Origin of the sequence: Halorhodospira neutriphila, assembly GCF_016584055.1 — a bacterium.
Lineage (GTDB): Bacteria > Pseudomonadota > Gammaproteobacteria > Nitrococcales > Halorhodospiraceae > Halorhodospira > Halorhodospira neutriphila.
The window spans coordinates 1-12047 of sequence record NZ_NRSH01000067.1; the positions used below are offsets into that span (position 1 = coordinate 1).

Below are 12047 nucleotides of genomic sequence, written 5' to 3' on the forward strand. Positions count from 1 at the left end.
GGGCGGCCGGCGCTACGCCTCGAGCCAGCGGCGCATCCGCTCGAGGGTCTCGGCGCTGACGTGGTGCTCGATGCCCTCGGCGTCGCGCCGCGCGACCTCCTCGGGGACGCCGAGCCTGCGCAGGAAGTCGAGCACGAGGGCGTGGCGGGCGCGGCTCGCCTCGGCCATGCGCCGACCCTCGGCGGTGAGGAAGATGGCCCGGTAGGGCTCGGTCTCGATGAGCTGCTGGCCGAGCAGCCGCTGGAGCATCTTGGAGACCGTCGCCTGGCGGACGCCGCGCCGGTGGGCGATCTCCACCGCCCGCGCCTCGCCGCGGGTGTCGATGAGATCGGCGATGAGCTCGACGTAGTCCTCGATGAGCTCGGTCTCGTGGGCCTGGCGGACGTGGCTGTGCTGCCGGGCGTGGATCTCCGGGGCAGGGAGGCTCGGCGGCGGCCGCGTCGGGCCGCCGGGCTCGTAAGGGTCGTGGTTCCGGCCCATGGCGTTGGCGCTGTCAGGCGGACGAGCCTCTGTATTGTACAGGCTGCGGGGGTGCAGGCCAGGGGCGCCTGGCGCTGGCCTCGGGCGAGCTCCCGCCCTCAGCGGAGGGCCTTGTCCTCCCTGCCCCCGGCCGTCTCGGCGGCCGCCTCCTTGTAGCCGGCCTCTTCGGCCTCGGCCTCCTCGACCGCCTCCGGCTCCAGGTCCACGCCGTCGTCGTGCTCGGTGTCGATGGGGTCCTCGGCGTCGGCCTCGAAGAGGTTCTCGAGCTCGTTGGCCAGCTCCGCCTGGTCGGGGCGCAGCTCCGTACGCTCGGTGTGCACCGCGTAGCGCTCGTCCATCAGCGCCTCGTCGTGGGCGCGGAACTGGCTGACCGCCGAGCGGGCCTCCTCGGCCTGCCAGCCGAGCCCCTGGAGGACCTCCTCGCCGAGCTCCAGGCTCGTGGCGAAGGCCTCGCGGACCACCGCCTCGGCGCGCAGGTCGCGCAGGTGCCAGGCGTGGTGGCTGCTGCCGGCGATGGCGTAGATGGGCACGTTGGGGTAGCGCTCGCGGGTCTTCTCGACGATGCGCACCGAGCTGTCGATATCGTCCATGGCCACGATGAGCGCGTCGGCGTCGCCGACCCGCACCGCCTGCTGGATGTCCGGGTTGGCGGCGTCGGCGTAGTAGATCTCGTTGCCGTAGCGGCGGAGGAAGTCCACCTGCCGCGGATTGGCGTCGAGGGCCGTGAAGCGGATCCCGGCGCTGTGCAGCAGCCGCCCCATCATCTGCCCGAAGCGGCCGAAGCCGGCGATGATCACCCCGGGCGGGTCCTCGCCGGCGGGCTGGTCGTAGGGGCGGGTGCCCTCGCCGTCGAGCCGGGGGACGACGAAGCGCTCGTTGAGGGCGACCAGTGGCGGCGTGGCGGCCATCGACAGGGTCACGATGGCGACCACCATGTCCACGGCAGGCTGGGCCATGACCCCGTACTGGAGGGCGAGGGCGAAGAGGACGAAGGCCAGCTCGCTGCCCTGGGGCAGGGCGGCGGCGAGCTTGCTCGCCCCGGCGGCCTCGAGCCCCCAGAGCCGGGCGACGGTGTAGACGGCGACGATCTTCGTCGCCAGCAGCCCCAGGGTCAGCCCGAGCACCGCTGCGGGGGCGCTGGCGAGCAGCCCGAGGTCCGCCGACATCCCCACGGCGATGAAGAACAGCCCCATCAGCAGCCCCTTGAAGGGCTTGATGTTGGCGTAGATCTCGTGGCGGTACTCCGAGTCGGCGAGCAGCACGCCGGCGAGGAAGGCGCCGAGGGCCATGTCGAGCCCGGCGAGCTCGATGACCATGGCCGTGCCCAGGGCCACCAGCAGCGTGGCGGCGGTGAAGGTCTCGGTGGCGCCGACGGCGGCGACGGTGCGGAAGAGGGGGCGCAGCAGGTAGTGGCCGCCGACGACCACCGCCGCGAGCACCGCCACGGTCTGCACCGAGCCGAGCACCAGGTCGCCGGGCGAGACCCCCTCGAGCCCCGCCCCGAGCAGCGGGATGGCGGCCATCAGCGGGAGGATGGCCAGGTACTTGAACAGCAGCACCGAGTAGGCCGCCCGCCCGTGGACGGCGCCGAGCTCGCCGCGCTCGCTGAGCGCCTGCAGGGCGAAGGCCGTCGAGGGGAAGGCCAGCCCGAGGGCGACGAGGACCGTCGCCGGGCCGCTGAGCCCCAGCGCCAGGGCGGCGGCGCCGATGGGCACGGCGCAGGCGAGCACCTGCAGCGAGCCGAGGCCGAGGATCTCGCGGCGCAGGGCGAGGAGCTTGCTCGGGGCCAGCTCCAGGCCGACGACGAACAGCAGCAGCAGCACGCCCACCTTGGAGAGGTCGAGCAGCTCCTTCGTCTCCTGGAACAGCCCGAGCACGTCGGGGCCGATGATCACGCCGGCGGCCAGGTAGCCGAGCGTCGCCCCCAGCCCCAGCCAGCGGAACAGGGGTACGGCGGTCACGGCGGCCACGAGCAGGATCGTCACTTGCAGGAGCAAATCCATAGGGCGCTCCTCAGCGGCCTCGGGTCCGCTGTCGCTGGCTTGCAATGGCTGGGAGCCGGCTGGGGGCGAAGGTGCGGGCGGATCAGCCGGCGCGAAACGAGAAAACGCTCGATTTTACGATCCACTGTTGAGGCTACGCTAGGGGCGGCGCAAGGGGCCGCCCGCCCCGGCTAGCGTAGCGGTGGATCGGGGGGTTGGCCGGGGCGGGCCCGGCTACTGGACCGGGAAGCCGTCGGCCCGCCACTCCGGGTAGCCCTCCTCGAGGCGCAGCGCCTTGACGCCCCTGTCGCGCAGGCGCTGGACGGCCTCGATGGAGAGGGCGCAGTAGGGGCCGCGGCAGTAGGCGACCACCTCCTGGTCCGCCGGCAGCTCCTGGAGCCGCTGCTCGAGCTCGTCGAGGGGGATGTTGACGGCGCCGGGCAGGTGGCCGGCGGCGTACTCCTCCCGCGGGCGGACGTCGAGGAGGGTGACCATGCCGGCGCGCAGGCGCTCGACCAGATCCGAGGGGCTGAGGGCGTCGAGGGCGGTCTGGTCGTGGAAGTACTGCTCCACGAGCCGCTGGACCTCGGCGACGTTGCGCTGGGCGACCCGCCGCAGGGAGGCCATCAGCTCCAGGACCTCGTCATCGGCGAGGGAGTAGTAGACGTACTTCCCCTCCTTGCGCGCCGCCACCAGCCCCGTGCGGCGCAGCTGCTGGAGGTGCTGCGAGACCGTGCCCACCGGCAGGCCGGTGAGCTGGGTCAGCGCCTCGACGCTGCGCTCGCCCTGGGCCACCAGCTCGAGGAGCTCGAGCCGGTACTCGTGGCCGAGGGCCTTGGCCACCGACGCGAACTGCTCGAAGAGCTTGCGCTGGCCGCTCTGCTCACCCATTGCTGCCGCTGAACTGATCGAACGCCTCCAGGGCCTGGGCGCCGTAGGCGAAGGAGGGGCCGCCGCCCATGTAGATGCACAGCCCGATGGTCTCGACGATCTCCTCGCGCGTCGCCCCCTGCTTGGCCGCCGCCTTGGTGTGGAAGGCGATGCAGCCCTCGCAGTGGGTGGCGATGCCGATGGCCACGGCCATGAGCTCCTTGTCCTTCGCCGCCAGGGCGCCGTCGGCCGAGGCCGCCTGGGCGAGGCTCGAGAAGCCCTTGGCCACCTCCGGGTGCGCCTTGCGGAAATCCTGGAAGAGCTTGGAGAGCTCGTTGGCGGTCTCGTTCCAGTCGTTGTACATACGGGGATAGCCTCCGTCTTTGCAGGTGCCTGACGCAAAGCGGCCCCGCCGGCTGCCGGCGGGGCCCCCCAGCGTCCGGGGGATATCAGGACCGGTATTCTAACTCATATCCCCCGCTGTCTCCGCCGCTGCCCTCGAGCCTGCGGCGCTCGTCCTCACCCTGGACCTCGATGCGCTCGACGCGCCGGGTCTCGTGGGGCTGCTTGACCTTCGGCAGGGTCACCGTGAGCACGCAGTGCTCGAACGAGGCGCTGATCCGCTGCTCGTTGACGTGGCGGTGCAGCGGCACGTGGCGCTCGAAGTGGCCGTAGGCGCGCTCGCTGACGTGGTGCTGGAGCTGGCCGTGGACCGTCAGCGCCCCGCGCTCGGCCTCGGAGCGCTTCTCGCCGGCGAGGCGCAGGACGCCGTCGCAGACGTCGTAGGTCACCTCCACGTCGTGCTCGCTCATGCCGGGGAACTCGGCGGTGATGTAGAGGTTGTCGTCGTCCTCGTAGAAGTCCACCTGCGGGGCCGCCCCCTGCTCGGTGGTGTCCAGGCCGCGGGCCTCACGGGTCTCGTCCGGCTCCTCGGCCGGGCCGAAGATGTACGGCGAGAAGCGCACGTACCACGCCGCCGCCTGCACCTGGATGATGTAGGCGAGGGCGATGACCAGCGCCGCGTCGCCGCCGAAGGCCTTCATGGCCACGGCCAGGGCGATGGAGAGGTTGCGCATCACCGTGCCGTAGACCAGGGCGATGCCGTCGCCGCGGTTGAGGAAGAGCTTGGCGACGAGGGTGCTCAGCGGGAAGTTGATGGCGTAGAGCGCCGCGACGGCCGCGAGGATATAGAGCAGCTGCGACGGCGACTGGAGGATGGTCGGCGCCTTGAGCGCCATCGCCAGGAAGACGATGCCGAGCACGCCGATGGTCGACAGCGCCGGGAAGCGGAACGACCAGCGGTTCTTGAAGTCGTCCTGGCCGAAGACGCGGATCAGCAGCTGCTGCGTGAGCACGCCGAGGATCAGCGGCAGGATGACGATGATCCCGATCTGCTGGGTGATGCTCCACAGGTCGATGTTCAGGCTCTCGCCGAACAGGGCGTTGATGTAGAACGGCGTGGCCAGGGCGCCGAGGATCAGGCCGATGACGGTCATCTTGATCGCCGCGGCCAGGTTGCCCTTGGCGAAGCCCGTCCACGAGATCGTCATCCCGCTGGTCGGCACCAGCCCGGCGAGCAGCAGCCCGAGGGCCATCGACGGCGAGTCGGGGAAGAAGGCCATCCCCAGCCCGAAGGCGACGAACGGGATCACCGCGAAGTTGATCACCTGGGTGAGCAGCTGCGCCGGCAGGTCGTCCCAGCCGGCCAGGTGCGAGACCCGCAGGGTCACCATCATCGGGTAGACCATGAGGAAGGTCAGCGGGACGATCAGCACCTGGAGCGGGCTGGCGTCGAAGTAGGCGCCGTAGAGGAACCCGGCCACGAGCATGACCGGGATCGCCACCGGCAGCCGCTTCTGGATCTTATAGAGTAGTGACCACATGCCTGATGCTCCCTCCTATCCCTTCTGCTTCTGCTGCAGGTAGCGCTCGGCGTCGAGGGCGGCCATGCAGCCGGTGCCGGCGGAGGTCACCGCCTGGCGGTAGACCCAGTCCATGACGTCGCCGGCGGCGAAGACGCCGGGGACGCTGGTGGCCGTGGCCGCCCCGTCCTGGCCGCCCTGGACCTGGATGTAGCCGCCGCGCATCGCCAGCTGCTCGGCGAAGACATCGGTGTTCGGCCTGTGGCCGATGGCGATGAACACGCCGGCCACGGGCAGCTCCCGGGTGGCCTCGTCGGCCGTGCTGCGCAGCCGCAGCCCGGTGACCCCGCTCTCGTCGCCGAGGACCTCGTCGACGACGTGGCTCCAGACGATCTCCACGTTGCCGGTGCGCGCCCGCTCGAAGAGCTCGTCCTGGAGCATGGCCTCGGCGCGCAGGCTGTCGCGGCGGTGGATGAGGGTGACCTTGGCGGCGATGTTCGACAGGTAGAGCGCCTCCTCGACGGCGGTGTTGCCGCCGCCGACGACGGCCACCTCGCGGCCGCGGTAGAAGAAGCCGTCGCAGGTGGCGCAGGCCGACACCCCCTTGCCCATGAACGCCTGCTCTGAGGCCAGCCCCAGGTACTGCGCCGAGGCGCCGGTGGCGATGATCAGCGCATCGGCGGTGTAGCGGAAGCGGTCACCGGTCACCGCCGGCGGCTGGCCGCCGAGCTCAGCGGTGTGGACCTGGTCGAGGACGATCTCGGTGCCGAAGCGCTCGGCGTGGCGGCGCATCCGCTCCATCAGCTCCGGGCCCTGGACGCCGTCCGGGTCGCCGGGCCAGTTGTCCACCTCGGTGGTGGTGGTCAGCTGCCCGCCCTGCTCGATGCCGGTGACGAGCACCGGCTGCAGGTTGGCCCGGGCGGCGTAGACCGCCGCCGTGTAGCCAGCCGGGCCGGAGCCGAGGATGAGCACCGGGCAGTGCTTCTCCGCTTGCTGCATCGGGGCCTCCTAGGCGTGCTGGGGCTGCTTGGCGAGCTCCTCGATCCAGGTGCTCATGGCGTCGTTGGCGAAGGGCATCGGCGCCTCCAGAAAGCTCATCACGAACTGCGTGTCGGTCTCCACCACGCCGATCGAGCGCGGCCGGATGGCCGTGACCTCCGGCGCCGGCAGGCGCAGGCCGAAGCAGAAGATGACGTTGCGGGCGTCGCGGATGTTCTCGGCGACCTCCGGCTCCGGGTGGCTCATGGTGTGGCTGTAGTGGTCGAAGTCGGCGATGTGCGCCGCCCGGGAGTCGGCCTCGATGCGCTCGCGCAGGTGGGCGACTACCTCGTCGATGGTCTCGGCCTTGGTGTTGGCCTTGTCGAGGTAGAGGGTGTGCACCGGGTAGGCGTCCTGGAGCATGATCTTTTCCATGGCGACCTCCTGCTGCTAGTCGTGGTCGTGATCGTGGTGGTGGTGCTCGTGGGGCGGCTCGACGGGCAGCGTCCCGTCGATGTAGCGCCGTACGGCGGTCTCCGGGTCGGTCTCGCTGGTGGGCAGGACCTCGACGCCGCGGCGGGCCATGCGCTCGATGAAGTTCGGCCCTACGCTGCCGGCGATGATCACGTCGTAGGCGTAGAGCGGGTGGCCGTCGCGGTTGCCCCACTCGTGCAGTGTCTGGTCCTTGGGCAGCTCCACCCGGTCGACGAGCTCGTAGCCGCCGTCGGCGTGCGCCTCGTAGATGAGGAAGCGCCGCGTCCGCCCGGCGTGGGGCGTGACCGTCCGGCGGTTCTGGCTGGTGACGGCGATCTTCGTGCCCATGGCCCGCTCCCTAGGCGCTGCCGAGGGTCTCCTGGAGCCAGCTCGAGAGCTGCCCCTGGCTCAGGGCGCCGACCTTGCTGTCGACGACCTCGCCGCCGCGGAAGAGCATCAGCGTCGGCAGGGCCTGGACGCCGTAGTGCATGGCCGTCTGCATGTTCTCGTCGACGTTGACCTTGGCCACCTCGAGCGCGCTGAACTCCTGCTCGAGCTGCTCGAGGACCGGGGCGAGCGTCTGGCACGGTCCGCACCAGTCGGCCCAGAAGTCGACGAGCACCGGCTGGCTGCTCTGCAGGACCTCGCTGTCGAAGGTGTCGGCGGAGACGGTCTTGGTCATGGGATCCCCCTTGTCGGCTGCTGGGACACTCCAACTATGCAACGATCTATAGGTTAGTGGAACGATACGCAATGGGCCCCCGGGTGTCAAACCGGGGCGGCGGGCGCAAATCGTGCGGGGTGCCCGAGGCGCGGCCGGACGCGCGTGGGCGGCCCTTCCGGGCGCCTAGGCGGCCGGAGGGCTCAGCCGCCCTGCTCGGCCCGCCGGGCGATGGCGCGGGCGAGCCCGGCGAAGAGGAACTGGTGCGCCGGGATCATGGCGTACCAGTAGAGCAGCCCCCAGACGCCGGCCGGGTGCCAGTAGTTGGAGACGGTGATCTCGGTGCCGCCGTCGTCGGCCGGCTCCAGGTAGAACTCCAGCACCCCGGAGCCCGGCGCCCGCATGCCGAACCACAGCGTCAGCCGCTGCTGCGGCTCCAGGCCGATGACCCGCCAGGAGTCGACGACGTCGCCGAGGCGCAGCTCGGTGGGGTGGCGGCGGCCGTAGTTCATGCCGGGGCCGCCGACGAGCCAGTCGGCGACCTCGCGGATCTTCCAGAGGGCGTTGGCGTAGTAGTAGCGGTTCTCGCCGCCGATGGCGCTGACCACCGCCCAGACCGCCTCCGGCGGGGCGTCGGCGTGGGCGCGGGCGCTGGCGCGCTTGGCGTAGTAGCTGTAGTCGAGCCGGTAGTTGCGGTACATGAAGGCGCCTTCCGTCCAGCGCGCCGCGACGTCGTGGCGCCGCTCGGCCTCGAAGGCGTCGCGCACGGCGGTCCGGAAGTCCTTGAGCGGCTGCGGGATGAGCTGGCGGACCTCGTGGTCGTCGGCGGTGTAGTCCTCGCGTAGCCCCTCGATCAGCGCCCGGGCGATGGGGGTGGGCACGGCGGTGACGAACTTGAGCCAGTAGGAGGAGAGCTTGGGGGTGAGCAGCGGCACGGGGATGACCTTCGGCGGGCGCCGGCCGGCCTCCTCGGCGAGGATGCGCATCATCTGCGCGTAGGTCAGGTGCTCGGGGCCGGCGGTGTCGAGGATCTTGCCGGCCGTCTCGGGCACCTGCGGCGCCCGGCGCAGGTACTCGAGGAGGTTCTCCAGGGCGATGGGCGGCGACTTGGCGAAGACCCAGCGCGGGGTGACCATCACCGGCAGGTGCAGGACCAGGTCGCGCATGACCTCGAAGGCCGCCGAGCCGGGGCCGACAATGATGCCGGCGCGCAGCTCGGTCACCGGGACGCGGCCCTGGCGCAGGGTGTCCCCGGTCTGCCGGCGCGAGACGATGTGCGCCGAGCTCGCCGAGGCCGGCACCAGCCCGCCGAGGTAGACGATGCGCTCGACGCCAGCCTCGGCGGCGGCGTGGGCGAAGTTCTCGGCGGCCTGCAGGTCCAGCTCGCCGAAGCGCTTGCCCGCCCCCATGGAGTGGACCAGGTAGTAGGCCACCGAGACGCCCTCCAGCGCCCGGGCGAGGGAGTCGGGCTTGAAGGCGTCGGCGGAGACCAGCTCGGCGCCCTCCCAGCCCCGGGCGGCGAGGACCTCGCGGTTGCGCGCCGCCGCGCGGACGCGCTCGCCGGCCTCGAGCAGGCGCGGCACCAGGTGGGAGCCGATGTAGCCGCTGGCGCCGAAGACGAGGATCAGCGGCCGCTGCGCCTCTCCGGCGCCTTCCGGTCGGTCTTGTTGAGGGGTAGGGGAGGGCGTCTCGTCGGTCATGGTCGGCTGCCTCGTGCTCGGCGGACGGATCGGTGGGCGGCGGTCCCGCCGCTTCGCCTCAAGCATGGCCGATGAGCCCCTGGGTGGGCTAGTATGCCCGGCCTATCTTGGAGGGGATGCTGCCATCATTATGGACTGGCTCCAGGCCGCGCTGCTCGCCCTGCTGCAGGGCGTTACCGAGTTCCTGCCCATCTCCAGCTCCGCCCACCTCATCCTCCTGCCGGCGCTCACCGGCTGGCCGGACCAGGGGCTCGCCTTCGACGTCGCCGTCCACGTCGGCTCCCTGACGGCGGTGGTCGCCTACTTCCGCCGGGAGCTCGCCGGCATGGCCCGCGACTGGCTCGCCTCCCTGCGCCGGCGCGAGGCCGTGGGGGAGAGCCGCCTGGCCTGGGCGGTGCTCTGGGGGACGGTGCCCGTGGGCCTCGCCGGGCTGCTGCTCAAGGACGTCGTCGAGGCGCAGCTGCGCGGGCCGCTGGTCATCGCCGCGGCCACCCTCGTCTTCGCCCTGGCGCTGTGGGGGGCCGATGCGCTCCACAGCGGCCGCCGCGACGAGCACGCCCTGCGCTGGCGCGACGTGGCCGTCATCGGCCTGGCCCAGGCCATCGCCCTCATCCCCGGGACCTCGCGCTCGGGGATCACCATGACCGCCGGGCTCCTCGTGGGCCTGACCCGCGAGGCCGCCGCGCGCTTCTCCTTCCTGCTGGCCATCCCGGTCATCGTCCTCGCCGGCGGGCTCAAGGGGCTGGACCTGGCCACCGCCGCCCACCCCGTCGATTGGGGGGCCATCGCCGTGGGCGCCGGCGTCTCGGCGGTAAGCGCCTACCTGTGCATCGCCGCCTTCCTCGCCGCCATCCAGCGCATCGGCATGCTGCCCTTCGTCGTCTACCGCCTCATCCTCGGCGCCGCGCTGCTGCTCTTCGCCTGGTAGGGCCCGCCGGTGGCCCTGCCCGCCGGGGTGCGGCAAACACCCGCTGCGGCGTATTGACCGATGGGGCAGGCGCACCTAGAATATACACAACGATTGCGGGGTGGAGCAGCCAGGTAGCTCGTCGGGCTCATAACCCGAAGGTCGCAGGTTCGAATCCTGCCCCCGCTACCAGACAACTCCCTTCAGCCAGCCAGCTTTTTCCTCCTCTTCCTCCTCACGGTTTTCATGGCGCAGTCCTCAGGCGCACCCCGCAACCGGGGTGCGTCGGGCCTTTTTGGCGATCGCTCGGGGCGAGCGGGTTAGCGCCGGGCTGATTGAGATTTTGCAATCGCGGCATCCTGCCGCGTATTGTGGACTCAACGGGACCACTCTCAGCCGGGGCCACCCGGCTGCCGCCACCGGAGGAGTACGGCCATGCCCGAGGAGCGCCCCTTCGAGCTGCGCATCGGCATTGAGGGCATCAGCTGCGCCTCCTGCGTCGCCCGGGTCGAGCGCGCCCTCCAGGGCCTCGACGGTGTCGCCGGGGCCAGCGTCAACCTCGCCACCGGCGAGGCCGCCGTGACCCTCGAGGCCGACCTCGCCCCGCAGGCGCTGCTCGACGCCATCGAGCAGGCCGGCTACACGCCGCGCACCGCGGAGCACGCCTTCGCCGTCCGCGGCATGAGCTGCGCCTCCTGCGTCGCCCGCGTCGAGCGTGCCCTCCAGCGCCTCCCTGGGGTGATCACCGCGACGGTGAACCTCGCCACCGAGCGCGCCGCGGTGACCTACCTGCCCGAGGCCACGGCCCCGCAGCAGCTCTACGACGCCGTCGCTGAGACCGGCTACGAGGCCGTGCCGCCCGGCGCCGAGGGGCAGGCCGAGGCCGGTGGCGGCACCGATGAGCCGGCGGCCGAGGGGGGCGGACGTGGCGAGCTCGGCCGGCTGCGCACCGAGGCCTGGCTCGCCGGGGCGCTGACCGTGCCGCTGCTGGCCATCGCCATGGGGCCGATGCTCATCCCCGGCCTGGAGCGGGCCATGGCGGCGCTGATGCCCTGGGCCGGCTGGCACTGGGTGGAGTTCGCCCTGGCGACGGGGATCCTCTTCGGCGCCGGGCGGCGCTTCTTCCGCATCGGGGCGCCGGCGCTGCGCCGGCTGGCCCCGGAGATGAACAGCCTGGTCCTGCTCGGCACCTCGGCGGCCTGGGGCTACTCGACGCTGGTGCTCCTCGCGCCGCAGCTCTTCCCTGCGGCCGCCCGGGGGGTCTACTTCGAGGCCATCGGCGTGATCATCACCCTGATCCTCGTCGGCCGCTACCACGAGACCCGGGTGCGCGGCGAGGCCTCCGACGCCATCCGCAAGCTCCTCTCCCTGCGCACGCCCACCGCCCGGGTGGTGCGCGAGGGCGTCGAGCAGGAGGTGGACGCCGCCGCGGTGGCCGTCGGCGATGAGCTTCGCGTGCGCCCCGGCGAGCGCATCCCGGTGGACGGCGAGGTGATCGAGGGGCAGAGCTACGTCGACGAGTCCATGGTCACCGGCGAGCCGGTCCCCGCCGCCAAGGGCAGCGGCGACGAGGTCATCGGCGGTACCGTCAACCGCAACGGCGCCCTGAGCCTGCGCGTCACCCGGGTCGGCGAGTCGACGGTCCTCGGCCAGATCGTGCGCCTCGTCGAGGAGGCGCAGGGCTCCAAGCCGCCGATCCAGGGCGTCGTCGACCGCCTCGCCGGGCTGGTGGTCTGGGGGGCCATCGCCATCGCCGCCGTCGCCGCCGTGCTCTGGGGGCTGCTCGGCCCGGCGCCGAACTACGCCCTGGTGGTGGCGGCCTCGGTGCTGCTCATCGCCTGCCCCTGCGCCATGGGGCTGGCCACGCCCATGGCGATCATGGTCGGCTCGGGCAAGGGCGCCGAGCACGGCATCCTCTTCCGTCGCGGCGCCGCCTTCCAGCGCGTCGCCCAGGTGGATACGGCGGTGCTCGACAAGACCGGCACCCTCACCGAGGGGCGGCCGGCGCTGACCGACATCGAGCCGCTGGAGGGCTGGACGGCGGACGGCGTCCTCGCCCTGGCGGCGGCGGTGGAGGGCCGCTCCGAGCACCCCCTCGGCGAGGCCGTGGCCGCCGCCGCCCGCGAGCGCGGG

General features: G+C 72.0%; 12 protein-coding genes and 1 tRNA gene. 3 read left to right on the forward strand and 10 right to left on the reverse strand.

Annotation, left to right across the window (positions count from 1 at the left end; translation table 11 throughout):
- Positions 1-12: 12 nt before the first annotated feature.
- The 10 genes from mntR to CKO13_RS07195 all read right to left on the reverse strand — a co-directional run bounded on the left by mntR (position 13) and on the right by CKO13_RS07195 (position 9007).
- A complete protein-coding gene (mntR, locus tag CKO13_RS07150; RefSeq protein ID WP_200258656.1) occupies positions 13-480 on the reverse strand; it encodes a manganese-binding transcriptional regulator MntR in 468 nt (155 codons plus the stop codon).
- Positions 481-578: 98 nt separating this feature from the next.
- Positions 579-2483, reverse strand: a complete 1905-nt coding sequence (locus tag CKO13_RS07155; RefSeq protein WP_200258670.1) for a cation:proton antiporter domain-containing protein — start codon at positions 2481-2483, stop codon at positions 579-581.
- A gap of 213 nt (positions 2484-2696) precedes the next feature.
- Positions 2697-3353 (reverse strand): ArsR/SmtB family transcription factor, encoded by a 657-nt coding sequence (locus CKO13_RS07160; protein ID WP_200258680.1) that lies wholly within the window; start codon positions 3351-3353, stop codon positions 2697-2699.
- Complete coding sequence (locus CKO13_RS07165; protein WP_200258683.1) at positions 3346-3696, reverse strand: carboxymuconolactone decarboxylase family protein; 351 nt, start codon at positions 3694-3696, stop codon at positions 3346-3348. The genes CKO13_RS07160 and CKO13_RS07165 overlap by 8 nt, the downstream gene beginning before the upstream one ends.
- Positions 3697-3781: 85 nt before the next feature.
- On the reverse strand, positions 3782-5215 hold the full coding sequence (locus CKO13_RS07170; protein WP_200258686.1) for a bile acid:sodium symporter: 1434 nt from the start codon (positions 5213-5215) through the stop codon (positions 3782-3784).
- Positions 5216-5230: 15 nt separating this feature from the next.
- A complete protein-coding gene (gene trxB / locus CKO13_RS07175; protein WP_200258689.1) occupies positions 5231-6193 on the reverse strand; it encodes a thioredoxin-disulfide reductase in 963 nt (320 codons plus the stop codon).
- Positions 6194-6202: 9 nt separating this feature from the next.
- Positions 6203-6607: a DUF6858 family protein gene (locus CKO13_RS07180; RefSeq protein WP_200258691.1), complete on the reverse strand. Its 405-nt coding sequence runs from the start codon at positions 6605-6607 to the stop codon at positions 6203-6205.
- Between the two features lie 15 nt (positions 6608-6622).
- Positions 6623-6994, reverse strand: coding sequence for a NifB/NifX family molybdenum-iron cluster-binding protein (locus CKO13_RS07185; RefSeq protein ID WP_200258694.1), 372 nt, complete (start codon positions 6992-6994; stop codon positions 6623-6625).
- Positions 6995-7004: 10 nt separating this feature from the next.
- The gene (gene trxA / locus CKO13_RS07190) at positions 7005-7328 is read right to left on the reverse strand and encodes a thioredoxin (RefSeq protein WP_200258696.1); all 324 of its coding nucleotides are present in this window, start codon (positions 7326-7328) and stop codon (positions 7005-7007) included.
- A gap of 182 nt (positions 7329-7510) precedes the next feature.
- The gene (locus CKO13_RS07195; RefSeq protein ID WP_200258698.1) at positions 7511-9007 is read right to left on the reverse strand and encodes an SDR family oxidoreductase; all 1497 of its coding nucleotides are present in this window, start codon (positions 9005-9007) and stop codon (positions 7511-7513) included.
- Positions 9008-9137: 130 nt separating this feature from the next.
- Here CKO13_RS07195 and CKO13_RS07200 point away from each other — a divergent pair, with 130 nt between their 5' ends.
- The 3 genes from CKO13_RS07200 to CKO13_RS07210 all read left to right on the forward strand — a co-directional run.
- On the forward strand, positions 9138-9935 hold the full coding sequence (locus tag CKO13_RS07200) for an undecaprenyl-diphosphate phosphatase (RefSeq protein WP_200258700.1): 798 nt from the start codon (positions 9138-9140) through the stop codon (positions 9933-9935).
- Positions 9936-10029: 94 nt separating this feature from the next.
- A tRNA-Met gene (locus CKO13_RS07205) sits at positions 10030-10106 on the forward strand.
- Positions 10107-10349: 243 nt separating this feature from the next.
- The coding region (locus CKO13_RS07210; protein ID WP_200258702.1) for a heavy metal translocating P-type ATPase at positions 10350-12047 on the forward strand (1698 nt) is incomplete at its 3' end.